At 64.3% G+C, this 26,577-nt stretch carries 31 protein-coding genes; 5 read left to right on the plus strand and 26 right to left on the minus strand.

The annotated features are described in order from the left end of the window. Positions 1–69: 69 nt before the first annotated feature. From BJ6T_RS27690 to BJ6T_RS27725, 8 genes are all read right to left on the minus strand, one after another. Entirely contained in the window at positions 70–1,326 is a 1,257-nt protein-coding gene (locus tag BJ6T_RS27690; protein ID WP_014495836.1) for a TCR/Tet family MFS transporter, read from the minus strand. Then, entirely contained in the window at positions 1,323–2,708 is a 1,386-nt protein-coding gene (gene der / locus BJ6T_RS27695) for a ribosome biogenesis GTPase Der (RefSeq protein ID WP_014495837.1), read from the minus strand. The genes BJ6T_RS27690 and der overlap by 4 nt, the downstream gene beginning before the upstream one ends. Positions 2,709–2,757: 49 nt before the next feature. After that, complete coding sequence (locus BJ6T_RS27700) at positions 2,758–3,306, minus strand: hypothetical protein (RefSeq protein WP_014495838.1); 549 nt, start codon at positions 3,304–3,306, stop codon at positions 2,758–2,760. Positions 3,307–3,337: 31 nt separating this feature from the next. Next, entirely contained in the window at positions 3,338–3,991 is a 654-nt protein-coding gene (locus BJ6T_RS27705; protein ID WP_014495839.1) for a tetratricopeptide repeat protein, read from the minus strand. 166 nt (positions 3,992–4,157) lie between these two features. Beyond that, positions 4,158–5,750 carry a class I adenylate-forming enzyme family protein gene (locus tag BJ6T_RS27710; protein WP_014495840.1) on the minus strand — a complete coding sequence of 531 codons (1,593 nt, stop codon included), beginning with the start codon at positions 5,748–5,750 and terminating at the stop codon, positions 4,158–4,160. Positions 5,751–5,827: 77 nt separating this feature from the next. Beyond that, positions 5,828–6,412 carry an NnrU family protein gene (locus BJ6T_RS27715; protein ID WP_014495841.1) on the minus strand — a complete coding sequence of 195 codons (585 nt, stop codon included), beginning with the start codon at positions 6,410–6,412 and terminating at the stop codon, positions 5,828–5,830. Between the two features lie 164 nt (positions 6,413–6,576). Continuing rightward, positions 6,577–7,155, minus strand: coding sequence for a UCP034077 family protein (locus tag BJ6T_RS27720; protein ID WP_014495842.1), 579 nt, complete (start codon positions 7,153–7,155; stop codon positions 6,577–6,579). Positions 7,156–7,387: 232 nt separating this feature from the next. After that, positions 7,388–9,007 (minus strand): peptide chain release factor 3, encoded by a 1,620-nt coding sequence (locus BJ6T_RS27725; protein ID WP_014495843.1) that lies wholly within the window; start codon positions 9,005–9,007, stop codon positions 7,388–7,390. 157 nt (positions 9,008–9,164) lie between these two features. On the opposite strand from BJ6T_RS27725, the gene sugE reads away from it, so the two are divergent. Next, complete coding sequence (sugE, locus tag BJ6T_RS27730) at positions 9,165–9,479, plus strand: quaternary ammonium compound efflux SMR transporter SugE (RefSeq protein WP_014495844.1); 315 nt, start codon at positions 9,165–9,167, stop codon at positions 9,477–9,479. Here the strand turns inward: sugE and BJ6T_RS27735 are convergent. The 7 genes from BJ6T_RS27735 to BJ6T_RS27765 all read right to left on the minus strand — a co-directional run bounded on the left by BJ6T_RS27735 (position 9,472) and on the right by BJ6T_RS27765 (position 16,024). Beyond that, entirely contained in the window at positions 9,472–10,479 is a 1,008-nt protein-coding gene (locus tag BJ6T_RS27735; protein ID WP_008143644.1) for an inorganic phosphate transporter, read from the minus strand. The genes sugE and BJ6T_RS27735 overlap by 8 nt on opposite strands. Positions 10,480–10,551: 72 nt before the next feature. Next, the gene (locus BJ6T_RS27740; protein WP_014495845.1) at positions 10,552–11,196 is read right to left on the minus strand and encodes a DUF47 domain-containing protein; all 645 of its coding nucleotides are present in this window, start codon (positions 11,194–11,196) and stop codon (positions 10,552–10,554) included. 156 nt (positions 11,197–11,352) lie between these two features. Then, positions 11,353–12,321, minus strand: a complete 969-nt coding sequence (locus tag BJ6T_RS27745; RefSeq protein WP_014495846.1) for a branched-chain amino acid ABC transporter permease — start codon at positions 12,319–12,321, stop codon at positions 11,353–11,355. Between the two features lies 1 nt (position 12,322). Then, positions 12,323–13,186: a branched-chain amino acid ABC transporter permease gene (locus BJ6T_RS27750; RefSeq protein WP_014495847.1), complete on the minus strand. Its 864-nt coding sequence runs from the start codon at positions 13,184–13,186 to the stop codon at positions 12,323–12,325. A gap of 72 nt (positions 13,187–13,258) precedes the next feature. Continuing rightward, the gene (locus BJ6T_RS27755) at positions 13,259–14,482 is read right to left on the minus strand and encodes an ABC transporter substrate-binding protein (protein ID WP_014495848.1); all 1,224 of its coding nucleotides are present in this window, start codon (positions 14,480–14,482) and stop codon (positions 13,259–13,261) included. Between the two features lie 47 nt (positions 14,483–14,529). Next, a complete protein-coding gene (locus tag BJ6T_RS27760; RefSeq protein WP_014495849.1) occupies positions 14,530–15,276 on the minus strand; it encodes an ABC transporter ATP-binding protein in 747 nt (248 codons plus the stop codon). Continuing rightward, a complete protein-coding gene (locus BJ6T_RS27765; protein ID WP_014495850.1) occupies positions 15,269–16,024 on the minus strand; it encodes an ABC transporter ATP-binding protein in 756 nt (251 codons plus the stop codon). Before BJ6T_RS27765 ends, BJ6T_RS27760 begins: the two co-directional genes overlap by 8 nt. Before the next feature lie 301 nt (positions 16,025–16,325). On the opposite strand from BJ6T_RS27765, the gene BJ6T_RS27770 reads away from it, so the two are divergent. Further along, positions 16,326–17,018: a PAS domain-containing protein gene (locus BJ6T_RS27770; protein WP_043900252.1), complete on the plus strand. Its 693-nt coding sequence runs from the start codon at positions 16,326–16,328 to the stop codon at positions 17,016–17,018. Between the two features lie 24 nt (positions 17,019–17,042). Here the strand turns inward: BJ6T_RS27770 and BJ6T_RS27775 are convergent, their stop codons facing one another. After that, complete coding sequence (locus tag BJ6T_RS27775; protein ID WP_014495852.1) at positions 17,043–17,396, minus strand: ArsC family reductase; 354 nt, start codon at positions 17,394–17,396, stop codon at positions 17,043–17,045. A 104-nt stretch (positions 17,397–17,500) separates the two neighbouring features. Here BJ6T_RS27775 and BJ6T_RS27780 point away from each other — a divergent pair, with 104 nt between their 5' ends. The 3 genes from BJ6T_RS27780 to BJ6T_RS27790 all read left to right on the plus strand — a co-directional run bounded on the left by BJ6T_RS27780 (position 17,501) and on the right by BJ6T_RS27790 (position 19,505). Beyond that, complete coding sequence (locus BJ6T_RS27780) at positions 17,501–17,872, plus strand: tRNA-binding protein (RefSeq protein ID WP_014495853.1); 372 nt, start codon at positions 17,501–17,503, stop codon at positions 17,870–17,872. Between the two features lie 214 nt (positions 17,873–18,086). Continuing rightward, the gene (locus tag BJ6T_RS27785; protein ID WP_014495854.1) at positions 18,087–18,719 is read left to right on the plus strand and encodes a TetR/AcrR family transcriptional regulator; all 633 of its coding nucleotides are present in this window, start codon (positions 18,087–18,089) and stop codon (positions 18,717–18,719) included. Between the two features lie 3 nt (positions 18,720–18,722). After that, positions 18,723–19,505 carry a sulfite exporter TauE/SafE family protein gene (locus BJ6T_RS27790; RefSeq protein ID WP_014495855.1) on the plus strand — a complete coding sequence of 261 codons (783 nt, stop codon included), beginning with the start codon at positions 18,723–18,725 and terminating at the stop codon, positions 19,503–19,505. 2 nt (positions 19,506–19,507) lie between these two features. Here the strand turns inward: BJ6T_RS27790 and BJ6T_RS27795 are convergent, their stop codons facing one another. The 10 genes from BJ6T_RS27795 to BJ6T_RS27835 all read right to left on the minus strand — a co-directional run bounded on the left by BJ6T_RS27795 (position 19,508) and on the right by BJ6T_RS27835 (position 26,566). Continuing rightward, positions 19,508–20,212, minus strand: a complete 705-nt coding sequence (locus BJ6T_RS27795) for a glutathione S-transferase family protein (RefSeq protein ID WP_014495856.1) — start codon at positions 20,210–20,212, stop codon at positions 19,508–19,510. Between the two features lie 92 nt (positions 20,213–20,304). Further along, positions 20,305–20,448, minus strand: a complete 144-nt coding sequence (locus BJ6T_RS47500) for a hypothetical protein (protein ID WP_167541705.1) — start codon at positions 20,446–20,448, stop codon at positions 20,305–20,307. 118 nt (positions 20,449–20,566) lie between these two features. Beyond that, positions 20,567–21,232, minus strand: coding sequence for a DUF429 domain-containing protein (locus BJ6T_RS27800; RefSeq protein WP_028169589.1), 666 nt, complete (start codon positions 21,230–21,232; stop codon positions 20,567–20,569). A 28-nt stretch (positions 21,233–21,260) separates the two neighbouring features. Next, positions 21,261–21,608, minus strand: coding sequence for a carboxymuconolactone decarboxylase family protein (locus BJ6T_RS27805; RefSeq protein ID WP_014495859.1), 348 nt, complete (start codon positions 21,606–21,608; stop codon positions 21,261–21,263). A gap of 3 nt (positions 21,609–21,611) precedes the next feature. Further along, the gene (locus BJ6T_RS27810) at positions 21,612–22,133 is read right to left on the minus strand and encodes an RNA polymerase sigma factor (RefSeq protein WP_014495860.1); all 522 of its coding nucleotides are present in this window, start codon (positions 22,131–22,133) and stop codon (positions 21,612–21,614) included. Next, positions 22,130–22,339 (minus strand): YgaP family membrane protein, encoded by a 210-nt coding sequence (locus BJ6T_RS27815; RefSeq protein WP_014495861.1) that lies wholly within the window; start codon positions 22,337–22,339, stop codon positions 22,130–22,132. The genes BJ6T_RS27810 and BJ6T_RS27815 overlap by 4 nt, the downstream gene beginning before the upstream one ends. A gap of 95 nt (positions 22,340–22,434) precedes the next feature. Continuing rightward, a complete protein-coding gene (locus tag BJ6T_RS27820; protein ID WP_014495862.1) occupies positions 22,435–23,619 on the minus strand; it encodes a serine hydrolase domain-containing protein in 1,185 nt (394 codons plus the stop codon). A gap of 73 nt (positions 23,620–23,692) precedes the next feature. Beyond that, positions 23,693–24,382 carry a GNAT family N-acetyltransferase gene (locus BJ6T_RS27825; protein WP_014495863.1) on the minus strand — a complete coding sequence of 230 codons (690 nt, stop codon included), beginning with the start codon at positions 24,380–24,382 and terminating at the stop codon, positions 23,693–23,695. Between the two features lie 4 nt (positions 24,383–24,386). After that, a complete protein-coding gene (locus BJ6T_RS27830) occupies positions 24,387–24,734 on the minus strand; it encodes a Lin0512 family protein (RefSeq protein ID WP_014495864.1) in 348 nt (115 codons plus the stop codon). A gap of 167 nt (positions 24,735–24,901) precedes the next feature. Beyond that, entirely contained in the window at positions 24,902–26,566 is a 1,665-nt protein-coding gene (locus tag BJ6T_RS27835) for an acetolactate synthase large subunit (protein ID WP_014495865.1), read from the minus strand. Between the last annotated feature and the right edge of the window lie 11 nt (positions 26,567–26,577).

Below are 26,577 nucleotides of genomic sequence, written 5' to 3' on the forward strand. Positions count from 1 at the left end.
TAAGCGCCGTGCCCACCTTCTCTCCGCGAATTGACGAAGTAGCGGTGGGCACGCTTCGCTTTGCCCACCCTACGGGACCGTCTTCGTGGCAGATAGCGCCCGCATCGCGATCGCGACACATGCGACCATCAAGACCGCCGCAAGCAGGAACGGCGCGCCGGGCAGATGCCACGGCGCGCTGGCGCCGATGAAATAGGAAAACGTCAGGGTGAACAGGAACGGTCCGACGAGCTGCGACACGCTCTGCACGCTCGCGGTCGCGCCCTGCAACTGGCCCTGCTGATCGGGCGCGACCAATCGCGTCATCAGCGATTGCATGGCCGCGCCCGAGATGCCCCACAGCGACATCACGGGAATGCCGATCCAGAACAGCGGGCCAGTCGGCGCCGCGCCGAAGATCACGAAGCCGATCGCGCCACAGCACAGACCGAGCACCAGCGCATTCCGCTCGCCGAGCACGCGTACGATCAGGCCGATCGCGAGCCCCTGCACCACCATGGCGCAGATGCCGACCATCGCGAGCGTCAGACCCACGGTCTTGGAATCCCAGCCGTAGCGATAGGTCGCATAGAGCACGAAGGTCGAGGGCAGCACGACATGCGCGACTTGCGCGATGAAGTTGACGATGGATAACGCGGCCAGCGCCGCGTTGGACCGTAGCAAGTGCAGCGCTCCGACCGGATTGGCACTGGTCCAGCGGAACGGCGCTCGCCGCTCCGGCGTCAGCGATTCCGGCAGGACGAAGAGCCCATAGAGTGCATTGGCAAAGCTCAAAGCCGCCGACGCCCAGAACGGCAGCCGCGGATCGATATCGCCGAGCAGGCCGCCGAGCGCCGGGCCCAGGATGAAGCCGGCGCCGAAGGCAGCTCCAATCCTGCCGAAGACGGCCGCGCGCCGCTCCGGCGGCGTGATGTCGGCGATATAGGCAAAGGCGGTCGAAATGCTCGCCGAGGTGATGCCCGAGATCACGCGGCCGATGAACAACCAGAGCAGCGACGGCGCGAGCGCCATCAGCACATAGTCGGCGGCGAGCCCGAAATTCGACAGCAGCACCACCGGCCGCCGTCCGAAGCGATCCGACAGCGCGCCGAGCACCGGCGAGAACACGAACTGCATCAGCGCCCAGGCGGTGCCGAACAGGCCGAAGATGCGGGCCGCATGCGCGGTGTCGTTGTCGACGAAGCTCTCGATCAGCTTCGGCAGGATCGGCATGATCACGCCGAGCGCGAGCATGTCGAGCAGGATGGTGACGAAGATGAAGGCGACCGCGCCGCGCCGGACCGGCGCAGCGCCCTGCGCCGTCGCCTCGCCGGCATCGTTGCTCACGACGGCCGCTTGCGCTTGTGGGCGAAGGGGTTGGCCTTTTCGCGCAAGGTGATGCGCACCGGCGTACCCGGCAGCTCAAAGGTCTCGCGCATGGAATTGGTCAGGTAGCGCAAATAGGACTGCGGCACCGCGTCCGCGCGCGAGCAGAACAGCACGAAGCTCGGCGGACGCGCCTTGTTCTGCGTGATGTAATTGAGCTTGAGCCGTCGGCCGGACACGGCCGGCGGCGGATTGGCCTGCACGGCCTGCTCGAACCAGCGATTGAGCGCGGAAGTCGGCACGCGCCTGTTCCAGACAGCGTAGGCGTCCTGGATCGCCTGCATCAGACGATCGATGCCCTCGCCCATCAGACCTGATACGGCGACGATCGGAACGCCCTTGATCTGCGGCAGCCAATGGTCGGCATCGCGGCGCAGGCCGGAGATGGCGCCGCCGCCCTTGGTCTCCATCAGATCCCATTTGTTGACGGCGAGCACGACCGCGCGGCCCTCGCGCTCGATCAGATCGGCGATGCGCAGGTCCTGCTCCTCGAAACGGTTCTGCGTATCCATCATCATCACGACGACTTCGGCAAAGCGCACCGCGCGCAACGCGTCGGCGACCGAGAGCTTCTCCAGCTTTTCCTCGATGCGCGAGCGACGGCGCAGGCCCGCGGTATCGAACACGCGAAAATCGCGGCCGTTCCAGTTGATCTCGACCGCGATGGAATCGCGCGTGGTGCCGGCCTCCGGGCTCGTCAGCAGGCGCTCCTCGCCGAGCAGATGATTGATCAGCGTCGACTTGCCGGCATTGGGCCGGCCGACGATGGCGACGCGGATCGGACGCGTCGCGGCCTCCTCCTCGGTCAGCGGCGGCTCGTCGTCCTCGGCTTCATCTTCGTCGACAGGCTCCGGCATCAACTCGCGGAGGGCGTCATACAGCTCGCCCATGCCCTCGCCGTGCTCGGCCGAGATCTGGATGGGATCGCCGAGGCCGAGCGCAAAGGCCTCCATCGCGCCGGCATCGCCGTGCTTGCCTTCGCTCTTGTTGGCGACCAGCAGCACCGGCTTGTCGGCCTTGCGGGCGAAATCGGCGAAGGCGCGATCGGTGGGCGTCAGGCCGATGCGGGCATCGATGACGAAGAACAGCGCGTCGGCCTGTGCGATCGCGGCCTCGGTCTGCTCCTGCATGCGCGCGGTCAGCGAGCCCTTGGCGCCCTCGTCGAGGCCGGCGGTATCGATGATGGTGAATGCGAGGTCGCCGAGCCTGGCCTCGCCTTCGCGGCGATCGCGGGTGACGCCCGGCAGGTCATCGACGAGCGCGAGCTTCTGCCCAACCAGGCGGTTGAACAGCGTCGATTTGCCGACATTTGGCCGGCCGATAATAGCAATCGTGAAGGACATCGGTCATTCGTGCGCTGCGAAGGCCGCGCCTGTCAATGTAATGAAGTGATCAGCGCGAGAAGCTGCCGCTCGGCATCGGTGCCGGGAAAGCTCCCTGCGATTGCTGCTGGGTGGTCTGGGTCGGTTGCGCCTGCTGGACGGGTTGATCCGGCGGCGGGGCGGTGGTGCGCTTGCGCACGATCTTCTGCTTGGGCGGCGGAGCGGCCGCGGGTGGCGCGGCCTCCGGCTGGGCCTCGCCGTCGACCTCGCCCGCCGGCGCCTCAGCGGGCGCGGTCGCGGCGCTGGCAGGCTGTTTGGTCTTCTTTGCCTTGGCACCCTTTGCCGGCTTGGCCTCGGGCGGCGGCTCGGCGGGCAGAGCCGCGACGGCCGGTGCGTTCGGATCCGGCTGCTGTGCTGCGCCCTTGTACATCTCCCGCGGCACGCCCTGCTCGAGGCCCGGAACGCCCTCCGGGAAGACTGGCTTGCGCTCGCCCGGCAGCTTCTTCTTGGTGTCGAGGAAGTCGAGCATGTCGCTTGGATCGAAGCTGGAGCAGCCGCCCAGGATGCCCGTGAAGGCGATCAGGACGGCGGCTGCGATCAAGCGTGGCGTGCGGCGCATCTTGTGTCTCGTCTACGTCAAAGAGCCGTCGTCAGCTTTTGGCGACGGGCGGCAGCAGGGCCTGGAGCGCCTCGGCGCGTGAGCGCAAACCGGGCGGCGTTTCGCCGTCCTCGGCAATCGCGTCGAGCCATTTGCGGGCCGCGGTCATGTCGTTGTTGCGCCAGGCCGACAGCGCCAGCAACTCGCGGGCGCTATGGCGGAACGTGGATTTGGGCGCGGCGGAGGACTCCAGCCGCTGCTGCATGTCGGCATAGGACGCGCTGTCGACCAGCAAGCCGGCGGCGCGGATCTTCGCCAGATCCTGCCACTCACCACCGATGCTGCGATCGGCGGCGATGTCGTCAAACATTTTGGCGGCCGCCTTGGGATCGCGGGGCGCTGCCTCGGCCGCGGCACGCAGCCGCGCCAGGGTGCGATAACCCGAGGGAGCCTTGGCGGCGAGCTCAGTGAAGGCGGCCTCGGCCTCCGCGTGCTTGCCTTGGTCGGACAGCTCAGCGGCCTTCTCGAAGGCGGCGCCGGCCTCGGCGGCCTTCTTGCCCTCCAGATATTGGTAGCCGCGCCAGCCGCCGACGGCGGCCACGATCAGCACCATCAGGGCAATGAAGACAATCGAATACTTGTCCCACAGCTTCTTGAGCTGTTCGCGACGTACTTCCTCGTCGACTTCGTCAAATAATTCAGACACTTATGATAATCCCATGCCCGTCCGGGTGCGCGCGCCAATGCGTTCGCGTCAGGAATCCCGTCCCCACGTGGCGGCGGGGTACCCTAACGATATGGCGGTGGCAAGGCAAAGCGAGCCCAATCAAGGCGTTAACCACCCGGGATAGCCCGGTTACCGCCTACCCGGCTCAGGCTCCCAGGAGCTCCCGCAGCTGCCGCTTCAGCACCTTGCCATTGGCATTGCGCGGCAGCGGCTCGGAGGTGATCGCCATGGTTTCGGGGACCTTGTAGTCGGACAGCCGCTCCGCGCACCAGACGCGCAAGGCCTCGCCGGTCACCGGCGCGCGCGTCACCACCACGGCGTGGACGCGCTCGCCCAGCACCGGGCAAGCCTTGGCAATGATCGCGCTCTCGACCACGGCGGGGTGGCCGGCCAGCACGGATTCGACCTCGGCCGAATAGATCTTCAGGCCGCCGCGATTGATCATGTCCTTCTGCCGGTCGAACACGCGGACAAACCCCTCCGCGTCGACCGAGCCGAGATCGCCGGAATGCCAGAATCCGCCCGTGAAGCTTTCGGCCGTCGCCTTCGGGTTATTCCAGTAGCCCTTGATGACGGAGGCGCTCTGGATCCAGAGCTCGCCGATCTCGCCATGAGGCAGCTCGCGGCCGTCCGCTCCCATCGCGACGATGCGGGCACCGGGACACGGCAGGCCGACACTGTCGATGTGGCTCGCGGTCAGCTCGCCCGGCATGATCGTCGAGGGCGACGTCGTCTCGGTCGAGCCGTAGCAGTTCGCGAGCTTCAGGCCGGGAATCGTCGCCTTGAGCTTCTCGATGGTCGCGACCGGCATCGGCGCGCCGCCAAAGCCGCCGATGCGCCAGCTCGAGAGATCGTAGCTGTCGAAATCAGGCTGGAGCAGGCAGAGATTGTACATCGCCGGCACCATCACCGTGTAGGTGACGCGCTCGCGCGCGGCGAGCCTGAGATAATCCGCGGCCTTGAACTCCGGCATGATGATCAGCGCACCGCCGCAGCGGATCATGGTCGTGATGTTGGCGACGACGCCGGTGACGTGGCCGAGCGGCACCGCCGCGATCGAGCGGTCAGCTTCCGTCAATTGCAGGCAGGAGACGAACACCATCGAGGAATGGACGATGTTGCAATGGGCGAGCATCGCACCCTTCGGCTTGCCCGTCGTGCCTGAGGTGTAGAGGATCATCGCGGTGTCCTCCTCGCCGACCTCGACCGGCGCCGGTGCCGGGACGTTGTCGGCGAGCACGGCGAAACGCGACAGGGCCTGATCGCTGTCGACGGCGATGCGGTGGATGACATCGGGGACATCAAGCGCATCGGGCAGCCGCTCGGAGAGCCCCGCTTCATGGATCAGGATCCTGGCGCCGCAATCGGCGAGGACATAGGCGATCTCGGGCTTCTGCTGGCGGGTGCCGAGCAGCACCGTCACCAGCCCCTCATGCGCGGCGGCAAACAGCAGCAGCGGAAATTCGATGCGATTGCCGAGCAGGATCGCGACACGATCGCCGCGCTGCAGGCCGAGCTTGCGAAAGCCCGCCGCGATCCGCGCGGCCTGCTCCACCGCCTGCCGCCAGCTCAACCGGACCTCGCCTGCGATCAACGCTTCGCCGTCCGGATTGCGGGCGCAAGCGTCCGCGATCATCGCCCACAGGCTCGCCGGCCGGTCGCTGAAGGCCGGCACCACCCGATCGCCAAAGCGCGCCTCGAAACGCATCGGAGGGATCTGAGATTGCGACCAGTCCATCGGAATGCCCTCGGCTCGTTGCTTTGTCACGTTCCGCGCATGACTGCGCGGAACAGTCTTGCGCTGATCGGCTGTCGTTAGATTCCCATGACGGGAACGCCGATCACAACCGGGTGGAATGCGAAAGCCAGCGCGAGATAGGCGACGACACCGACTGCAACGGCGATCAGATCATTGGTGACCCCACCCACCGGAATCGGCGGGCCGCCGCCATCGGTGCGATGCTTCAGCGAGATGCGGTCGTACACGGCCCAGCCCAGGAACGAGCCAAACAGGATGATGGAGCCGAGATCGCCGTTGGCGAGCAGATGCGCGGCCGCCCACAATTTGATGCCCGCCAGCATCGGATGCTTCAGCGTCGCATAGATGCGCCCGCGCAAGTAGGACGCCACCACCAGAATGACCGCGGGCAGCATCAGCGCGACTGCAATGTGCTTGAATGCGACCGGCGGCTCCCAAACCGGGATCATTCCGGCCGCGCGATAATGGGCGAAGCCCCAGATGATGAGCGCCAGTCCCGCAAGCGAGACCGCAGCATAAAGGATCTTGTAGGTCCCCTCGCCCAGCCTCGCGATCGCCTGCGCGCGCGCCTCGCGTTTCGTTGTGAAAACATGGGCCGCAAAAAACAGCATCAGCCCCAGGATCATGACCAGCAGACCCACGACATCCTCCCCTCAACCAGCGCCCCCGCACATGGCGTATCATCGATTGGGCGCGGGTCGCAACTCTCGGCCTCATGATCAGGCGTGAAGGCCCGGCTCTGCAACAGCGCTGCGTTCATCCTGCGAGACGCGCGCAAGCGCGGCCTCAGGATGCGGGGATAGAGCTATTTTCCAAGCTCGCGATTATCGACATAGCGGATCGCGATCGGCCGTCCGGCCAGAGCGCCGCCGAGGCCACTGGTGAATTTGAGCGGCAGGCAGGCTTTCAGCGATGAATTGATCGCGTTGAGATAGGTCGTTCGGGTATCGGCCGGAACGCCCGCGGTGGCATAGGTCAGCTGCGGCGGACCGATCATGCCACCCGCCTTGTTGAAGCTGAAGCGCACCGCCATCTGCATGCCCGCGCGCGCATTGTCCGGTGGTGGCGACCAGCAGGTGCGCAGCTCGGCAAAGAGATCGCCGATCGTATCGAGATCGTGATCCGGCTTCCGGTATTTGGCGCGATCAGCCTCCGCCGGCACGCTTTCGATCGTGAGCTGGAGATTCTGGCCGTAGGGGTAGTCGATCTCGGGAATGCAGGGGCCATGCTCGAGCGGGCTGCAATAGTACGGCGTGCAGGGCCGATAATCGAGCACGCTGCACGGCTCATGCGAAAACGGGATCGGATTGATCTGGCGGCGCTGCGCATCGGCGGCAACCGTCGATATCGCCAGCAGGAGAAAAACCAGGATGCCGCGCCACATGATGCGAGCTCACAATGCCACATGTACCAACGTGGCATCGACAACGAACGCGTCAAGCCTGTGGCTGTTCACATGCTCGCGTTTAGCTCCGGTGTCGTCGCCCGGCTCGACCGGGCGACCCAGTACTCCGAGACGGCGGCGATGGAATCGAGAGGCTGCGGCGTACTGGATTCCCCGCCTTCGCGGGGAGTGACAGCGGAGTGTGCCCACGCAGCAGCGCGCGGAGAGCGCTCTACCCCTTCTTCTTGACGTCCTTGACGTTCGTGAACTCGATGCCCTCGGCGCGCTCCCTGGCGTAGCCGAGATAGAACTCGTTTCTCGCCAGATATACGGGATCGCCGTCGACATCGTCGGCGATGCTCGAGGTGTTGCCGGCGATGAAGGTGTCGAGCTTCTTGCGGTCCTCCGACGAGACCCAGCGCGCGAGCTGGAACTCGCTGACCTCGAACTCGACCGGCAGCGAATATTCAGCCTCAAGCCGTGCCTTCAGCACGTCGAGCTGCAGCGCGCCGACCACGCCGACCAGCGCCGGTGCGCCGTCGCGCGGGCGGAACACTTGCACCACGCCCTCTTCGGACATCTGCTGAAGCGCTTCCTTCAGCTTCTTCGCCTTCATCGCGTCGGTGAGACGCACGCGGCGGACGATTTCCGGCGCGAAGCTCGGCACGCCGACGAAGGTGAAATCCTCGCCCTCGGTTAGCGTATCGCCGATACGCAACGTGCCGTGATTGGGAATGCCGACGACGTCGCCGGCGAAGGCCTCGTCCGCGACCGAACGGTCCTGCGCGAAGAAGAATTGCGGGCTCGACAACGGCATGCTCTTGCCGGTGCGCACCAGCTTGGCTTTCATGCCGCGGCTGAGCTTGCCGGAGCACAGGCGCGCAAAGGCGATGCGGTCGCGGTGGTTCGGATCCATGTTCGCCTGGATCTTGAACACGAAGGCGCTCATACGCGGATCGGTGGCCTCGACCTTGCGCTGGTCGCTCTCCTGCGCGCGCGGCTCGGGCGCGAACTTGCCGAGACCTTCCAGGAGGTCGCCGACGCCGAAATTGCGCAACGCGCTGCCGAAATAGACCGGCGTCAGATGGCCCTCGCGAAACGCGCCAAGCTCGAACGGTTTTGACGCTTCGGTGACGAGCTCGAGCTCGTCCTTCACCGCTCCGACGTCGAGGTTCGCATTGAGCTTGGCCAGCTCCGCGATCTCGATCTGCTGGGCCGCGCCGGTCTTGGCGCCACCGCCTTCGAGCAGGCGCACGCCGCCATTGGCGACGTCATAGGTGCCGAGGAAGTCGCGGCCGCGGCCGACCGGCCAGGTCATCGGCGTGGTGTCGAGCGCCAGCGTCTTCTCGATCTCGTCGAGCAGCTCGAAGACGTCGCGGCTCTCGCGGTCCATCTTGTTGATGAAGGTGATGATCGGGATATCCCGAAGACGACAAACCTCGAACAGCTTTCGGGTGCGCGCCTCGATGCCCTTGGCAGCGTCGATCACCATGACAGCGGAGTCGACCGCCGTGAGCGTACGGTAGGTGTCCTCCGAAAAGTCCTCATGGCCCGGCGTGTCCAGCAGATTGAACACAAGCCCCTCGAACTCGAAGGTCATGACCGAGGTCACGACCGAGATGCCGCGCTCGCGCTCGATCTTCATCCAGTCCGAACGCGTGTTGCGCCGCTCGCCCTTGGCCTTGACCTGGCCGGCGAGATTGATGGCACCGCCGAACAGCAGCAGCTTCTCGGTCAGCGTGGTCTTGCCCGCGTCCGGGTGGGAGATGATCGCGAAGGTGCGCCGCCGCGCCACCTCGGTGGCAAGCGGGGAACGGGCCGGCGAGTCGGCTGATATGGCGATGTCGGACATGGCGGGAGCGTTTGGCAGGGAAAATGGGCCTGATCAAGCCTCATGTGGTGATTGCGGAGCCCTTCGGCCAGCCCCATATCCGCTCCTGGGGAGGACGGCCTCTCCCTCATCAGCATATTTGCCGCGGGGACGACCCTGCCTTGAATGGAGGGTCGTTATGGCCTGGAGCATCCTGTTCGTCGCCGGTCTTCTCGAGATTACCTGGGCGATCGGCCTGAAATACACCGAGGGTTTTACCAAGCTTGTTCCGTCCGTCATCACGCTCGCGGCGATGGCCGGCAGTGTCATCCTGCTCGGTTTAGCCCTCAAATCGCTGCCCGTCGGAACCGCCTACGCGGTCTGGACCGGCATCGGCGCGGTCGGTACCGCCGCGCTTGGCATCATTCTGTTCGGCGAGCCGGCCACCGCCTTCCGCCTCGCCAGCATTGGGCTGATCGTCGCCGGCATCGCCGGGCTGAAATTCGTCACCTGACGAAAATCTGGACCGCCCACCAGGTCAGCGCCGCGACGATGGCCGAGGCCGGGATCGTGATCACCCAGGCATAGACGATCGAGCTCGCGACGTTCCAGCGCACCGCCGAGACGCGGCGGGCCGCGCCAACGCCGACGATCGCGCCGGTGATGGTGTGGGTGGTCGAGACGGGAACGCCGAGGAAGGTCGCCATGAACAGGGTCGCGGCGCCGCCGGTCTCAGCGCAAAAGCCCTGCATCGGCGTCAGCTTGGTGATGCGCAGGCCCATGGTGCGGACGATGCGCCAGCCGCCCATCAGCGTGCCCAGCGCCATCGCGGCCTGGCAGGACAGCACCACCCAGAACGGCACCGAGAATTCGCCGCCGAGATGCCCTTGCGAATACAGCAGCACGGCGATGATGCCCATGGTCTTCTGGGCGTCATTGCCGCCGTGGCCCAGCGAATAAAGCGAGGCGGAGGCGAATTGCAGGATACGGAAGGCGCGATCGACCGCGAACGGCGTCGAGCGCACCGAGAGCCAGGACACGATCGCGACCAGCATCATCGCGAGCAGGAAGCCGACCAGCGGCGACAACACGATCGCCAGCACCGCCTTGGACAGGCCGCTCCACACCGCCGCCGAAATCCCGGCCTTGGCCATGCCGCCGCCGACGAGACCGCCGATCAGCGCATGCGAGGAGGAGGATGGGATGCCGAGCCCCCAGGTCACCAGGTTCCAGACGATCGCGCCGACGAGCGCCGCGAAGATCACCTGCGCGTCGACCACCGCGGGATCGATGATGCCGGTGCCGATGGTCTGGGCAACATGCAGCCCGAACACCATGAAGGCGATGAAATTGAAGAACGCGGCCCACAACACCGCGAATTGCGGCCGCAGCACGCGGGTCGAAACGATGGTCGCGATCGAATTGGCGGCGTCGTGCAGACCGTTCAGGAAGTCGAACAGCAGCGCGACGGCGATCAAGCCGACGAGGACAGGAAGTCCGAGCGCAGCATCCACGGCGCGACCCCTGCCCTAAGCTTTGCGCATGATCTGAGCGGAAAACCGCTGCACACTTTTCCGGATCATGCGCTAAACCTGCTCGATGACGATGCTGTTGATCTCGTTCGCGACGTCGTCGAAACGGTCGGCCACCTTTTCGAGATGGTCATAGATCTCGACGCCGACGATGAAATCCATCGCGCTGCCATCACGGTGCTTGAGAAACAGCTCCTTCAGCCCGATGTCATGGAGATCGTCGACCCGGCCCTCCAGCTTGCCCAGCTCTTCCGTGATCGCGGTCAGCATCGCGACGTTCGGACCGATCGACTGCATCAGCGGCAACGCGCGCCCCACGAGATTGGCGCATTCGATCAGGAGCCCGCCAATCTCCCGCATCGGCGGCTCGAAGGTGCGGACCTCGAACAGCATCACGGCCTTGGCCGTCTGCTGCATCTGGTCGATGGCATCGTCCATCGAGGTGATCAGGTTCTTGATGTCGCCGCGGTCGAACGGCGTGATGAAGGTGCGGCGCACCGCCGTCAGCACCTCACGGGTGATGTTGTCGGCGTCGTTCTCGAACTGGTTGACGCGCTGGCAGTAGACCGGCGTCTCCTCGCCTCCGTTGAGCATGCCCTGGAGCGCGATCGAGCCCTGGATCACGGTCTGTGCATGGCGGTCGAACAGGTCGAAGAACCGTTCTTCCTTGGGAAGGAAAGCGCGAAACCATCGCATCATGGGGATAGGCTACCGGTTGGAAATGGCCCGGCCCGAACTGGCCGTCACAAAACTGTCATAGACCATTTCCGCTCCGCGCGCGTGTCATCTCACGCCCGCGGAGTCGGATCATCCACCGGATTCGCGCATCAATGAAATTGGCGCGATATCAATGATTTAGAGCGATCGCCGCAAGTAATGGGCGATTTCGCCGATGACGCCGCGACGGAAGGTGAGCACGCAGATCACGAAGATCGAGCCCTGGATCACCGTCACCCACTGGCCGAAGCCGGCCAGATATTGCTGCATGGCGATGATCGCGAAGGCGCCGACCACGGGACCGAAAATGGTGCCAAGACCGCCGACCAGCGTCATCAGCACGACCTCGCCCGACATCGACCAGTGCACATCGGTGAGCGAGGCGTTCTGCGCCACGAACACTTTCAGCGAACCGGCAAAGCCGGCCAGCGTGCCCGACAGGACGAACGCCAGGAACTTGTACTGGTCGGTCCGGTAACCGAGCGAGATCGCGCGCGGCTCGTTCTCGCGGATCGCCTTCAGCACCTCGCCGAACGGCGAGTTGATGATGCGGTAGATCAGCAGGAAGCCGGCGAGGAAGCCGACCAGCACGACATAATAAAGCACCGTCGGCTTCGAGAGATCGAACACGCCGAACATGCGCCCCTGCGGAATGCCCTGGATGCCGTCCTCACCATGGGTGAACGGCGCCTGGAGGTAGATGAAGTAAAGCAGCTGCGACAGCGCCAGCGTGATCATCGAGAAGTAGATGCCCTGGCGGCGGATCGAGATGTAGCCGGTGATGAGCGAGAGGCCGAAAGCCGCGACGATACCGACGAGGATGCCGAGCTCCGGCGGCAGCGCCCACACCTTCAGCGCATGCGCGCTGCAATAGCCCGCCGTGCCGAGGAACATCGCGTGGCCGAACGACAGCAAGCCGCCATAGCCGATCAGGAGGTTGAAAGCACAGGCAAGCAGCGCGAAGCACAGCGCCTGCATCACGAAGAACGGGTAGATGCCGCTGAATGGCACTGCGGCCAGCAGCAGTGCCATCACGACGAATACGATCATCTCGTCTCGAATGGCGCGCGGGGTCACCGGCAGCGTGTCGTCCGTCAAGGCTGTCATATCAGGCCGCCCTTCCCGTCAATCCCGTTGGCTTCACCAAGAGCACCAGCACCATCAGCACGAACACGACGGTGTTGGAGGCCTCGGGGTAGAAATACTTGGTCAGGCCCTCGATCACACCGAGCGCAAAGCCGGTGATGATGGAGCCCATGATCGATCCCATGCCGCCGATCACGACCACCGCGAACACGACGATGATGAGGTCGGCGCCCATCAACGGCCGCACTTGGTTGATCGGTGCCGAGAGCACGCCGGCAAGCGCGGCAAGGCCGACGCCGAGACCGTAGGTCAGCGTGATCATGCGCGGCACGTTGATGCCGAAGGCGCGGACCAGTGTCGGATTCTCAGTGGCGGCGCGCAGGTAGGCACCGAGCCGGGTCTTCTCGATCAGGAACCAGGTGGCGATACATACCACCAGCGAGAAGATGACGACCCAGCCGCGATAGATCGGCAGGAACATGAAGCCGAGATTCATGCCGCCCTTGAGCTGGTCCGGAATGGCGTAAGGCAGACCGGAGGAGCCGAAATAGTTCTGGAACACGCCCTGCACGATCAGCGCGATGCCGAAGGTCAGGAGCAGACCGTAGAGGTGGTCGAGGCCCGTCAGCCATTGCAGCATGGTCCGTTCCAGGATCATGCCGAAGATGCCGACGATTACAGGCGCCAATAGTAGCGCCCACCAGTAATTGATGCCGCCGAGATTCAGCAGGAAATAGGCGACGAACGCGCCCATCATGTAGAGCGCGCCGTGCGCGAAATTGATGATGTTGAGCATGCCGAAGATCACGGCAAGCCCGAGACTGAGCAGCGCGTAGAACGAGCCGTTGATCAATCCCACCAGTAGCTGAGCGTAAAGAGCCTGCATCGATCCCGCACCCGGTCCCTTCGGCGTTGCCTGAGAGTCGCCCGCAGGCCTGATGGCCTGCGGGCGGTTATCTTACTTCTTCAAGAGCGCGCACTTGCTTTCGGACAGCGGCGTGAAAGCCTGGTCGCCCGGCACGGTGCCGACCAGCTTGTAGAAGTCCCACGGCCCCTTGGACTCCGATGGCTTCTTCACCTCGAACAGGTAGGCGCTGTGGATGGTCCGGCCGTTCGGCTGGATCTCGCCCTTGCCGAACAGATCGTCCTCGGTCGGAATCGACTTCATCTTCTCGACGACCTTGACGCCGTCATGGGGATTGCCGCCGAGCATTTCCAGCGTCTTGAGATAGTGACGTACGCCCGCATAGACGCCGGCCTGCACCATGGTGGGCGGGGCATTGTTCTTCATCTTCGCGGCGAAGCGCTTGGAGAACGCCCGGGTCTGGTCGTTCATGTCCCAGTAGAAGGTCTCGGTGAAGTTGAGGCCCTGCGCGGTCTCAAGCCCGATCGCCTTGACGTCGGTGAGGAACAGCAGCAACGCCGCAAGCTTCTGGCCGCCCTTGACGATGCCGAACTCGGCCGCCTGCTTGATCGAGTTGGTGGTGTCGCCGCCGGCGTTGGCGAGGCCGATGATCTTGGCCTTGGAGGCTTGGGCCTGCAGCAGGAACGAGGAGAAGTCCGGCGTGTTGAGCGGATGCTTGACGCCGCCGACGACCTTGCCGCCGTTGGCGGTGACCACGGCCGTGGTGTCGCGCTCGAGCGCCGCACCGAAGGCGTAGTCCGCGGTCAGGAAGAACCAGCTGTCGCCACCGGCCTTCACCAGCGCCTGCCCCGTGGTGTGGGCCAGCATGTAGGTGTCGTAGGTCCAGTGCACCGTGTTGGGCGAGCACTGCGCGTTGGTGAGATCCGAGGTCGCGGCGCCCGAATTGATGTAGACGCCGTTCTTTTCCTTGATGACGTTGTTGACGGCGAGCGCCACGCCGGAGTTCGGCACGTCGACGATGATGTCGACCTTGTCGACGTCGAACCACTGCCGCGCGATCGCGGTGCCGATGTCGGGCTTGTTCTGGTGATCGCCGGAGATGATGTCGATCTTCCAGCCCTTCGCGGCGAGGCCGGAATCTTCCACGGCCATCTGGGCGGCGAGCGTCGAGCCGGGACCGCCGAGGTCGGCATAGAGGCCGGACTGATCGGACAGCGCGCCGATCTTGACGGTCTTGTCCTGCGCGAAGGCTACGCCGGCGGTGGTCACGGCCAGCGCCGTGCCGAGCAGAAACGACGCAATCGACTTTGTCTTCATGCTACTTCCCTTGTGAATTTTCTGTTGGCCGTTTGAGCTTGGCCGTTCTAGACGCCGAGATAGGTGTGGAGCTTGTCCATGTTGGCGGCAAGCTCCGAATTGGAAAATCCGTCAATGATCTTGCCATGCTCGACCACGTAATAGCGGTCGGCGACGGTGGATGCGAACCGGAAGTTCTGCTCGACCAGGAGAATGGTAAAACCCTCCTTCTTGAGCCGCGCAATGGTGTGGCCGATCTGCTGGATGATGACAGGCGCAAGACCTTCGGTCGGCTCGTCCAGCATCAGGAAGCTCGCGCCGGTGCGCAGGATGCGCGCGATCGCGAGCATCTGCTGCTCACCGCCGGACAGCTTGGTGCCCTGGCTGTTGAGACGTTCCTTCAGATTCGGAAACAGATCGAAGATCTGCTCGAGCGGCAATCCGCCCGGGCGAACCACCGGCGGCAGCAACAAATTCTCCCGCACATCGAGACTGGAGAAAATGCCGCGTTCCTCCGGGCAGAACGCGATGCCCATCCGCGCGATCTTGTCGGAGGTCGCGCGGATGATGTCCTGATTGTTGAACTTCACCGAGCCGGTCCGCTTGCCGATGATGCCCATGATCGACTTCAGCGTTGTCGTCTTGCCGGCGCCGTTGCGGCCGAGCAGCGTGACGACCTCGCCCGCGTTCACGTCGAAATTGATCCCGTGCAGGATGTGGGACTCGCCATACCATGCTTCCAGGTTGCGGACCTGGAGGATGTTGCCCCCGGTTGCGGCTTTTGCGGGAGCGTCCGCGGTTGCAGTCTCAGGCATGACCGGCTCCCAGATAGGCTTCCTTGACGCGCTCGTCCTTGGTGAGTTCGCTGTAGTGGCCTTGCGCCAGCACCTGCCCACGGGTCAGCACGGTGATGATGTCGGAGAGATTGGCGACGACGCTCAGATTATGCTCGACCATCAGGATGGTATATTTCGCCGAGATGCGCTTGATCAGCGCCGCGATCTTGTCGATGTCCTCGTGGCCCATGCCCGCCATCGGCTCGTCCAGCAGCATCATCTCCGGGTCGAGCGCGAGCGTGGTTGCGATCTCCAGTGCGCGCTTGCGTCCATAGGGCATCTCGACCGCGGGCGTATTGGCAAACTCGCTGAGGCCGACATCGTTCAACAGTTCACGCGCGCGATCGTTGAAGCGGTTGAGCACGGACTTGGAGCGCCAGAAATCGAAGGAACTGCCGTGCTGGCGTTGAAGCGCGACACGAACGTTCTCAAGCGCGGTGAGATGCGGAAATACCGCCGAGATCTGGAATGACCGCACCAGTCCCAGGCGTGCCACGTCGGCCGGCGCCATCGCGGTGATGTCCTGTCCCTTGTACAGAATCTTGCCGGCGGACGGTTTGAGGAACTTGGTCAAAAGATTGAAGCACGTCGTCTTGCCCGCCCCGTTCGGGCCGATCAACGCGTGAATGCTCCCACGGCGAACCTTGAGCGCAACGTCGCGGACGGCGAAGAAGCCCGCGAACTCCTTGGTCAAGCCTTCCGTTTCGAGAATGAACTCATCGGCCAAACAGATTTCCCCCTGCCCGCACAATACGCGTGGCTGTCCTTGGTTACTTCGGCTTTCCGGGGGCCTTGGAGCCTGTCCCGGAACGTCGCCTCCGGGCGCGGAATATGCCGGAGGTGACGGGGGTTAGGCAAGGTGGAAAGCTGAGCAGATCAGGTCTCCGGCCGGGAGACTTATGCTCCCTTAGTCGGACGCGTTTGATGTCGCCTGCCCGGCCTCCCGGTTCGCAAGGCACCGGTCATCAAGCCGTCGTTAACGGTCTTTCATCCCGCGCGCCAGCCTTCATAGAAAATTTTCCCGCCGCATGGATCATGCGCGGGTTTTATGCGTCGGGAATATTGTCTTGGAAATTGCCTTGGATTTTGCAAGCGCCGCTCCTTCTGTCGTCAAGTCGATCAGGCAGCGTGATCTCCTGAACACGTGGCTGCGACTTTATGCGCGCGGGCAGACGGTGCCGGCGATCTGGGAGTATCAGCCCGCGCGGCTCGAGGAAGAGCTGTCCGATCTAATCTATTATACCGTGGACATTTCGGCGCCGACGCCGCGCCTCATCATCCAGAGCGAAGGCACGCGCATCTCGCGTGCCTATGGACATACCGGCAAGGGCGTTCTGCTCGACGACTATATCGGGCCGCGCCTCGCACCCTTCGTGATGCCGATCTATCATGAATGCGTGGCACGCGGCCTTCCGGTCTACAGCGTGGCCGACGTCGACGACATCTACGGCCGCGTGGTTGCCTATGAACGGCTGCTGCTGCCGTTCCAGACCGACGGCAAGGTCTGCCACGTCATCGCCTCGCTCAAGACATTCTGCGAAGACGGCGGCTTCGAGATCAAGAATCTGATGCGCGGAAATGACGCGCTGCCGCGCCCAAAACTGCGCGCGGTGATCGACCGCGATCTCTTCCATCGCGCTCCCGGCCGGATCGCTGCGGCCGACGTCGTCGAGTTCGCCGATCAGCCCGGCGTCACCACCGAGATCGTCGAGCTGAATTAGCGGCCAGCGCGATCTGGCGTCGACCTACTTGGCCTTGACTTCCTTGGCATAGATGTCCGGCTTGAAGCCGACCAGAAGCTTGCCGCCGACTTCGAGCACCGGCCGCTTGATCATCGATGGTTGCGCTAGCATCAGCGCCAGCGCCTTCTTCTCGGTAAGGCCTTCCTTGTCGGAATCCGGCAGCTTCTTGAAGGTCGTGCCGGCGCGATTGAGCAGCGTCTCCCAGCCAGCCTTGTCGCTCCACTGCTTGAGCTTGTCCTTCTCGACGCCCGCCGCCTTGTAGTCGTGGAACTCGTACGCGACGCCATGGGTGTCGAGCCAGGCGCGCGCCTTCTTCATGGTGTCGCAGTTCTTGATGCCGTAGATGATGTTGGGCAAGACCTTCCTCGCGCATGCGTCGTTGGGTGACTGCAGCGTTGTACGAAACTCCGGTTCGCGCGACAACATTGCGAACGAACCTCGCTTTCCGAACGGATGCATCAATGCACGTCACTCACGATCCCGCCGCGACCGCGTCGCCAACCATCGACTTCAACACCTTCCTGGTGGTCGACATCCGCGTCGGCACCATCGTCGATGCAAAACCGTTCCCGGAGGCGCGCAAGCCGGCCTGGCGGCTGTGGATCGACTTCGGTCCCGCGATCGGCGTACGCAAGAGCTCGGCCCAGATCACCGAAAATCATCCGCTCGAGACGCTGGTGGGGCAGCAGGTCGCAGCCGTCGTGAACTTCCCGCCGCGCCAGATCGGCCCGGTCGTCTCGGAGGTGTTGACGCTCGGCTTCCCCGATGCCGAGGGCAAGGTGGTGCTGGTGCAGCCGAGCAAGCCTGTGCCGAACGGCGGACGGCTGTTCTAGCCGCGCGATCGCGGGCCGGGCCGCCGCCACCTCCGCCACAGCCCCCAGCAGCGGTTTGATCCTCCTGTTCCCGGCCAGTCAGGACTTGACCAAGATGGCCTTTGATAATAAAAATGACTGATCGATCGTTTTTTATTAATGCCTGGTTTCGTAGGAGCCGCATCAGGCAAGCGATCAAAACGACCGATCTGTCAGTTATTTATGGACTGCCAAAATGCCCAAGATCAGCGACAAGCAACGCGAAGGAAGGCGGCAGCAGATCCTCGAAGCGGCGCTTGCCTGCTTCGCCGAGCAAGGCTTTCACCAGACCGGCATGGCCGACATCGTCAAACGGTCGGGCTTGAGCCACGGCGCGGTCTATCTCTATTTCCAGGGCAAGGACGATTTGATCGAGGCGCTCGCCGACGACAGACACCGTCGCGAGGCCGTGCTCAACTCGGTGGCGCAGGGATCGGGCGATCCGATCGAAGGACTCCACGCGCTGATCCGCGTCTACGCGCGATGGCTCACCGATCCCGCCGGCGAAGCACGGCGTCGCGTCGGCATCCATGGCTGGGCGGAGGCCCTGCGCAACCGCCGCGTCCGCACCAGCGTCGTCGAAGGCATCGACATGCCGCGCGCGCTGATCGTGGCGCTGGTCGAGCGCGGCCAGCATGACGGCCTGATCAAGCGCGACCTCGACGCCGATGCGATCGCGCGCGTGCTCATCGCGATCTTCCAGGGCTTCGTGCTCCAGAAATGCTGGGGCGAGGATTTTGACATCGAGGCCTGCATGATGGCCGTCGGCGGTGTGATCGAGGGATTTCGCACGACCAGACCTGACATCAAGCGACGGACCAGGACGTAAGCGATGTCCTGGATTCACGATCTGCTCGCAGGCATCGGCGTCGGTCTCGTCGGCGGGCTGACATCGGGCTTCATGGGAACGAGCCCGGGCGGCGGGCTTGTCATCTTCACCGTGCTGCTGCTCGGCGCGGAGCAGCATGTCGCCCAGGGGACGTCGCTGATCACGCAGGTCCCGCCCACTGGCCTCGCCGGCGTGCGCCGCTACTGGCAGAGCGGAAATCGCAGCCCGTTGCAATGGATCGCCTGGATCGGCCTCGGATTTCTCGTCGGCGGTGCGGGCGGCGGCTACGCCGCGGCGGCGGTCTCCGACTCGGTGCTGCAATGGACCTACGTCGTCTATCTCGTCGCGCTGATCGCCCTTCTGATCCTGCGCCGCGACCGCAAGGAAGGCAGCCACGCGGCCGTCGACCGAGACGAACTGCCTTGGCTTCCCCTGCTCCTCATCGGCGCGCTTGCCGGATTTTCCTCCGGCTTCATGGGCATCGGCGGCGGGCTCGCGATCACCGTCGGCCTCGCCGCGGGCCTACGCGTCCCGCAGCACCAGGCGCAACTCGTCAGCCTCATCTTCTCGGTCATCCCGACCAACATTCCGGCGGCCTGGATCTACTGGAGCAAGGGGCTCATGGTCGGCTGGCCGGCCATCGTCGGGATTCTCGCCGGCCTCTGGATCGGCACCGATCTCGGCGCACGCGCGGCCAACGGCGTCAGCAAAGCGGCGCTGCACAGGGGCATGATCGCCCTCATCTCGGTGATGGCGCTCTACATGACGCATAAGGCGCTGACCTGATTTTACGGCCGCTTCGGAATGTTCAGGCCGCGCTCGACGGCAGGACGCGCCAGCCCCCGTTCGAGCCAGGCACCGACCGACTTGAACTGGCTGAATTCGACGAGATCGCCGGCACCGTAGAAGCCGATGAGATTGCGCACCCAGCCGAGCATGGAGATGTCGGCGATGGTGTAGTCGTCATCCATGAACCATTGTCGGCCGGAAAGATGCGTCTCCATCACGCCGAGCAGACGCTTGGACTCGCCGACATAGCGGTCGAGCGGACGCTTGTCCTCGAAATCCTTGCCGGCGAATTTGTGGAAGAAGCCGACCTGGCCGAACATCGGCCCGATGCCGCCCATCTGGAAATGCACCCATTGGATGGCCTGGTAGCGGCGCGCGGCATCCTCCGGCAGAAGCTTGCCGGTCTTCTCGGCGAGGTATTGCAGGATCGCGCCGGACTCGAACAGCGGCAGCGGCCGGCCGCCGGGACCGTTGGGATCGAGAATCGCCGGAATCTTGCCGTTCGGATTGAGCGAGAGGAATTCCGGCGTCTTTTGGTCGTCCTTGCCGAAGTCGACGAGATGGACCTCGTAAGGCAGACCGATCTCTTCCAGCATGATCGACACCTTGACGCCATTCGGCGTCGGCAGCGAATAGAGCTGAAGCAGCTCCGGATGCCTGGCAGGCCAGCGCTTGGTGATGGGAAAGGCGGACAGATCAGGCATCGGAACCCCGGCTTCGTTCGTGAGATGCCGCCTAATCTAGGCGAGCCATCGAACGGCGCAAGGCCGAGCAGTGATCATGCATCGAAGCCGGACTACAAGGGCCGTAGCAGATGCCTCGCTGCGTACGCGATATCGCGCTGAGCCCGTTGCTCGATGAAGAGCTGCCCAGTGACGAGCAGCGCTCCGGTGAAAACGAGCGCGAGCACCGCGGTCGCGAACTGACTGGCATCCTTCATCGCACGAGCTTCTCCGTCATCGGTTCGAACGGGGAACGCGGGCCGACCATCGACAGTTCCTGCACGCCTCAAATAAAATGCCACTTTATCCCGAATCGAGGCGCACCTCGCCGCAACCTCAATAATTGATCTCCATCCGCAGACCGCGCGGATCGACCTCTTCGCCGCCGACACGCTGTGTGCTGTTGCGGGCTGCGACCGCGCAGGCGCAGGCATCGATGAGATCGTCGCGGCCGATGCCGGTGCCATGACGCTGCGTCAGCCATGTCTCCAGGCGCGTGAAGCCGCGTTGCGCCAGCAGCGCGATGCGCTGCTCACGACCTTGCGCCGACGTCTTCTTCGGGAGACGAACTCGCCCTGCCAGATTCCAGAAAATCAATTCCGGATGCGCTTCGCCAATTATCGCCTGCAGCGCCGGCGTCATGATCTCGTCGACGTCCCTGATCTTGTCCCTGATGTTCCAGAGCTGCGCCGACACGCCCCTGCCCTTGCCTTCGCGCTCCCAATAGTGGCGATTGGCTGCCGCCATGTCCGGAAATGTCCAGAGATCGCGGCGCGCGCCAAGAAACACGGCGGGGCCAACCAGCTCGCGCGCACGCAGGTCGCACACACGATAGCCACTCGGATTCAAACCAATCGGCATGTCGATCATCGCGCGTGCATGCGGCATCGCAAGCAAGCGCGTCAGGCCCGGCGAATAATCAAAGCCATGATCGCCGCCCTCGTCGATCCAGGCGGCGACCCAGCCGAAGCGGAATCCATCGAGACCGAGATAGTTTGGCAAATCATAAGTCCCGACGTCGACTAGACATCTATGCATCTCCCTCGCCGTGATGCCGCTCGAACAAGCGTTGCGCCAGCAGCGCATGGCCGAGCGTACCACCGGCGCGCACGGCGGCCGCGATCAACGCGGCTTCGGCGACTTCCTCCCGCGTCGCGCCGGCCTTCGCTGCCTGCGCCGTGTGCACGTCGAGGCAATAGGCGCATTGCGTGGTGAGTGCCACCGCGAGCGAGATCAGCTCGCGGTATTTCGGCGGGATCAAACCGTCCTTGCGCTCGACCGCGTGGTTGAAGGCGAGGAACGCGTTGGCCTCGACCGGCGCGAGCGCCACGAAAGCCGGGACAGACTTCAGATCGTCAGGCGTTTGATAATCGGTCATGTCTCACCTCGTCAAATATTCGCGCATCAGGGCGCGGGCGCGATGCAGGCGCGCCTTCACGGTCTGCCTGGACGCACCGAGGGCGGCGGCGATTTCGTCGATGGTCATTTCCTTGACATCCCGCATCAGCGCGACATCGCGGTAATGCGCGGGCAACGCTTCGAACGCAGCCGCCACGTCAAGCCGCAAATCGGCTTCGGACCGCGACAGCAGCTGCGCGTCCACCTCGCCGTCGTCGATCGATGGGACGAGGCCCGCCTTGCGCGCGAGCCGCAGACATTCGCGCCGGACCACGCTGAACAGCCACGCGGAAAAAGCGACCAGCGAGCGGATCGTGCCGACATGGCGGAACAGGATCCACATCGCCTCCTGGGTTGCATCATCGGCATCCGCCGAGCTGCGGCAGGTGGCGCGTGCGTAGCGACGGATATCCGGCTGCGCCGTCTCGAGCAGAGACGCGATCGCCTGGGGATCGCCGAGCCGTGCCGCCTCGAACAGGCCTGACGAGATCGCCGCCGCACTCACGACACGCCTCCCCGTCCGATCCCGGCCATCGCGCACATCGGGCAATAGCCGACGAGCCCCGTCAGTGCGAAGCCTGCGCCCCCGAGCGCCACCAGCCACGCCGCGACGCCGGTGAGCAAAACGGATGCGGCAATCGCAACCGCAATTCCGAACGCAACCCGCACCGCCTGATGCAGACCGCCGATATTCTTCCTGTAGAATGCCATCACATCCTCCGAAATGAGCCGAAGCAAAATGCCTCGACCATCAGGAGGACGCGAAGACCCAAAAGGATTCGCGGGGGCGTGAACTTTTTTCGCGGTCAGCCCCCGACCGCCTGATAGGCCAGGCGCTTGAACTCGAAGAAGAACGGGTTCCAGAAGCCCATGTGGCGCTGTGCCATCAGCACGCCGGCGGTGTTGGCCTGCGGACAAATCCACCAATGGGTGCCGGCAAGCCCACCCCACTGGAATTCGCCGGTCGAATTCGGGGGATCAAAGGGCATCGGCGCGAAAGTGACGGCGCCGCCGAGGCCGAAGCCCTTGCCGGGGATCGGCCCGAGATTGGCAAATCGGATGGTCTGGCCTGCGGGCAACTGGTTCGTCATCATCTGCCGCAGCGTGTCGGGCTTCAGCAGCGCATCCGAACCGGGGAGCAGCGCGCGTACCAGCGCGAGCATGTCGGGCAAGGTCGAGACCAGACCGCCGCCGCCCGAGAGCCGCGGAAACGGCCGCCGATAGGCCTGCGGATAAGGCAGATTGTCGGCCCGCGTCAGGCCCGGCTTCATCGGATCCAGCACGTCGGCGCCGGTGTAGAGCGCAACCAGCCTGCCCTGCTGCGCCTCGGGCACTGAGAAGCCGGTATCGACCATGCCGAGGCGATCGAAGATGCGCGCCTTGAGGAAGGTGTCGAGCGCATGGCCGGAGACGACCTCGACGACGCGGCCCAGCACGTCGGTCGCCACCGAATATTCCCAGCCCGTGCCGGGGTGATAGGACAGCGGCAGATCGGCGAGCTTGTCGATCATGTCGGAGAGCGGCGTCAACGGATTGAGCACGCGCGCCTCGTTATAGCCTTTGAACAGCACCGTGCCGGGATCGAAGATGCCGTAGCTGAGGCCCGAGCTGTGGGTCAGAAGCTGGCGGATCGTGATCGGGCTCTTCGCCGGTTCGACATCGGCAAGGCTCGAGGCGCCCTGCTTCAGCACCTTGCGATTGCCGAGTTGCGGCAGGAATTTCTCGACGGGGTCATCAAGCCCGATGCGGCCCTCCTCGACCAGCAGCATGATCGAGCACGTCACGAAGATCTTGGTATTGGAGAACGCGCGAAAAATATGGTCGGGCCGGAGCGCGGCTTTTGCCTCGCGATCGGCGAAGCCGACGCATTGCTGATCGACGACATCGCGCCCCCGCAGCACCGCCCAGGACACGCCTGGAATGATCTCCTGATCGACGTAGCGCTCCATCGCCGTCCGCGCGGCGGAAAAATCAGGTGTTCTGGCGTCCATGTGTTTCCCCCAAATTATGGTTGGGATGGATATAGCGCGCTTTCGCGGGAAATGAAGTCCGTTCGATCGGCCCTCAAATTTTCATCAGCGCCGTGACGTGCAGCCGGCGACGGATCTCCATGCCCTGCCGTTCGTACAGCGCAATCGCCGAGGCGTTATGAGAAAACACGTGCAGGAACGGAATTTCACCGCGCGCCTCGATCCGGCGCGCGACCGCCGCGAGCAGCGCCTGCGCGTAGCCGCGCCCGCGATAGTCCGGATGCACGCAGACGGCCGTCATCTCGACGAATTTTCCCGGCTTCATCCGCTCGCCCGTCATCGCGACCAATTCTCCACCAACGCGGATGCCGAGGAACGTGCCGAGCTCATGCGTGCGCAACGCGAATGGACCGGGTTTGGTCAGCTCCGTCAGCGCCATCATGGCGGCGACGTCAGCCGCGCCCAATTTGACGATCTCGGCATCGCGAAGCGGACTGTCGGCCGGCGAGCCGATCATCTGCTCGCCGGTCTCGGCGAGCACGACCTTGAAGCCGGCGGGAACGTCGACCGGTTCCGGCGTGAACAGCGCGGCGACCTGCGAGCCCGCCAGGAGATCACCGAGCGCGGCGAAGCTTGCCTCGGACATGTCGACCATGTCGGCAAACGGCGTCATGTCCACGGGATAGCGCCGCGCGCGCGGGCCGCCCTCCGCCAGATGCTTCTGGCTCGTCGTCAGTGCGCTCCAGATCGGATGATCCAGCAACGCCAAATCGCTGTCGGACACCGGCCTAGTCCTTGTCGAAGCTGACGATCACCGCCGCATTGGCAATCAGGATGGGATCGTTGGCCACTTCCGTGGCCGAGGGAATCTCCAGCCCGCCCTTGACCGCAGTTACGGTCACCGTGCCGTAAGGCAGCTCCTTCGCAACGGCCTCCTTGTCCACCGCCTCAGGGTTGGGCACCGCAATCGTGACATCGACGAACATGTCGTTCGCGGTCTTCCCGATCATCCGGAAGAAACCAAGGCTCGAATGCCTGATGGCATCCGACACCGCACGCTTGGCCGCCTTGGTGGCGTCCCTGCCGTGGACGTCGACGCCCATGCCCATCTCGGTGATACAGCGAACGCGAGTCATGTCTTATTCCTGTGGTTGGTTAGGGTGATGGAGAGTGTCGGGGATCGGGGGGCGCGGCACAAGTACGGTTGCTTCTCTCGTGTCCCGGACGCGCTGCAGCGCTCTTGGCGTCGCTGCGCAGAGCCGAAGGGGCGCTGCGCTGCGTCCGGGGCACGAGATCGCAGTTCTCACGCCTTCGACTTCTCATGCGCCCGCAGCTCGTCGACCAGCACGCGCACATTCTCCGAATAGTCGATCGGGATCACGACCAGATGCACGCCGCCCTCCTTGAAGGCCGCATCGAGCGTCCGGCCGAAGCTGTCGATGCTCTCGATGCGATGGCCCTTGGCGCCATAGGCCTTCGCATAGACGACAAAATCGGGATTGCCAAAGGTCATGCCGTAATCGGCGAAGTGATCGACGGCCTGCTTCCAGCGGATCATGCCGTAGGCGTTGTCCTCGAGCACCAACACGACCAAATTGAGCTTGAGGCGGACGGCGGTCTCCATCTCCTGGCTGTTCATCATGAAGCCGCCGTCGCCGGCGACTGCGAGCACGCGGCGCTCGGGATAGAGCATCGCGGCCATCATGGCCGACGGCAGGCCGGCGCCCATCGTCGCCAGCGCATTGTCGAGCAGCAGCGTGTTGGCGACGCGGGTTCGGTAGTTGCGCGCGAACCAGATCTTGTACATGCCGTTGTCGAGCGCGACGATGCCATTCTCAGGGATCACCTGGCGAATGTCGTGCACGATGCGCTGCGGTGTCGGCGGCCAGCGCGCCTCGGTCGCGCGGTCGGCGATGTGCGTGAGGATCTCCTCGCGCAGCGGCAACAGCGCCGCCGCCTGCGGCAGCTTGCCTTCGAGCCGGTCGGCGAGCAGCTCCAGGCTCGGGCCGACGTCGCCGACGACCTCGGCATCGGGAAAATAGACCAGCTCGACGCTGGCCGGCGTGTAGCTGACGTGAATGACCTTCGGTCCCGACGGCCCCATGATGAAGGGCGGCTTCTCGATCGGGTCATGGCCGATCGCCACGATCAAATCGGCCGCATCGATCGCGTCGTGGACGTAGTCGCGCTCGGATAGCGCCGCCGTGCCCATGTAGAGATTGGTGCCGCCGGGCACCGTGCCCTTCCCCATCTGTGTCGTGAAAAACGGAATGCCGGTTCGCCGCACGAAACTGGCGATGCCGTGGGTCGAGCGCGGCCGGCTGGTCGCAGCTCCCATCATCACCAATGGACGTCTTGCGGCCAGGATCATCTCAGCCGCGCGGTCGAGCGCGGCGCGATGGGCGACCGGAATTTCAATCGGATGGACCGGGATCACGGGGACGGCCGGCACTTCGTCGCCCGCGATGTCCTCGGGCAGTTCGAGATGCACCGGCCCCGGCCGTTCCTCCATCGCCACGCGAAAGGCGTCGCGCACCACGGTCGGAATGCTGGAGGCGCTGATGATCTGCCGAGAGAGCTTGGTCAGCGGCTTCATGGTCGCAACCACGTCCACGATCTGGAAGCGCGCCTGCCGGCTGCTCATGATCGGCTTCTGGCCGGTGATCAAAATCATCGGCATCGCGCCGAGATGGGCATAGGCGGCGCCCGTGGACAGGTTGAGCGCGCCCGGGCCGAGCGTCGAGAGACACACTCCCGGCTTGCCGGTCAGCCGACCGTGCGTGGCGGCCATGAAGGCCGCGGCCTGCTCGTGACGGGTCAGGACCAGCTCGATTTTGGAGGTGCGCAGCGATTCGACGAGGTCGAGATTTTCCTCTCCGGGGATACCGAAGATGCGATCGACGCCCTCGTTCTCCAGCGCCGCGACAAACAGGTCCGATCCTTTTGCCTTGCGTTCCTGCCCGCTCATGTCGCCTCCGC

Source organism: Bradyrhizobium japonicum USDA 6, from assembly GCF_000284375.1.
Classification (GTDB): domain Bacteria; phylum Pseudomonadota; class Alphaproteobacteria; order Rhizobiales; family Xanthobacteraceae; genus Bradyrhizobium; species Bradyrhizobium japonicum.

Coding starts and splice junctions, on each gene's coding strand:
- BJ6T_RS27760 (WP_014495849.1), bottom strand. CDS start 15,276: ATGCCTGAGACTGCAACCGCGGACGCTCCCGCAAAAGCCGCAACCGGG.
- BJ6T_RS27710 (WP_014495840.1), bottom strand. CDS start 5,750: ATGGACTGGTCGCAATCTCAGATCCCTCCGATGCGTTTCGAGGCGCGC.
- BJ6T_RS27820 (WP_014495862.1), bottom strand. CDS start 23,619: ATGGACGCCAGAACACCTGATTTTTCCGCCGCGCGGACGGCGATGGAG.
- der (WP_014495837.1), bottom strand. CDS start 2,708: ATGTCCTTCACGATTGCTATTATCGGCCGGCCAAATGTCGGCAAATCG.
- BJ6T_RS27785 (WP_014495854.1), top strand. CDS start 18,087: ATGCCCAAGATCAGCGACAAGCAACGCGAAGGAAGGCGGCAGCAGATC.
- BJ6T_RS27780 (WP_014495853.1), top strand. CDS start 17,501: ATGCACGTCACTCACGATCCCGCCGCGACCGCGTCGCCAACCATCGAC.
- sugE (WP_014495844.1), top strand. CDS start 9,165: ATGGCCTGGAGCATCCTGTTCGTCGCCGGTCTTCTCGAGATTACCTGG.
- BJ6T_RS27830 (WP_014495864.1), bottom strand. CDS start 24,734: ATGACTCGCGTTCGCTGTATCACCGAGATGGGCATGGGCGTCGACGTC.
- BJ6T_RS27795 (WP_014495856.1), bottom strand. CDS start 20,212: ATGCCTGATCTGTCCGCCTTTCCCATCACCAAGCGCTGGCCTGCCAGG.
- BJ6T_RS27815 (WP_014495861.1), bottom strand. CDS start 22,339: ATGGCATTCTACAGGAAGAATATCGGCGGTCTGCATCAGGCGGTGCGG.
- BJ6T_RS27745 (WP_014495846.1), bottom strand. CDS start 12,321: ATGACAGCCTTGACGGACGACACGCTGCCGGTGACCCCGCGCGCCATT.
- BJ6T_RS27770 (WP_043900252.1), top strand. CDS start 16,326: ATGGATCATGCGCGGGTTTTATGCGTCGGGAATATTGTCTTGGAAATT.
- BJ6T_RS47500 (WP_167541705.1), bottom strand. CDS start 20,448: ATGAAGGATGCCAGTCAGTTCGCGACCGCGGTGCTCGCGCTCGTTTTC.
- BJ6T_RS27755 (WP_014495848.1), bottom strand. CDS start 14,482: ATGAAGACAAAGTCGATTGCGTCGTTTCTGCTCGGCACGGCGCTGGCC.
- BJ6T_RS27790 (WP_014495855.1), top strand. CDS start 18,723: ATGTCCTGGATTCACGATCTGCTCGCAGGCATCGGCGTCGGTCTCGTC.
- BJ6T_RS27750 (WP_014495847.1), bottom strand. CDS start 13,186: ATGCAGGCTCTTTACGCTCAGCTACTGGTGGGATTGATCAACGGCTCG.
- BJ6T_RS27725 (WP_014495843.1), bottom strand. CDS start 9,007: ATGTCCGACATCGCCATATCAGCCGACTCGCCGGCCCGTTCCCCGCTT.
- BJ6T_RS27740 (WP_014495845.1), bottom strand. CDS start 11,196: ATGATGCGATGGTTTCGCGCTTTCCTTCCCAAGGAAGAACGGTTCTTC.
- BJ6T_RS27720 (WP_014495842.1), bottom strand. CDS start 7,155: ATGTGGCGCGGCATCCTGGTTTTTCTCCTGCTGGCGATATCGACGGTT.
- BJ6T_RS27805 (WP_014495859.1), bottom strand. CDS start 21,608: ATGACCGATTATCAAACGCCTGACGATCTGAAGTCTGTCCCGGCTTTC.
- BJ6T_RS27835 (WP_014495865.1), bottom strand. CDS start 26,566: ATGAGCGGGCAGGAACGCAAGGCAAAAGGATCGGACCTGTTTGTCGCG.
- BJ6T_RS27700 (WP_014495838.1), bottom strand. CDS start 3,306: ATGCGCCGCACGCCACGCTTGATCGCAGCCGCCGTCCTGATCGCCTTC.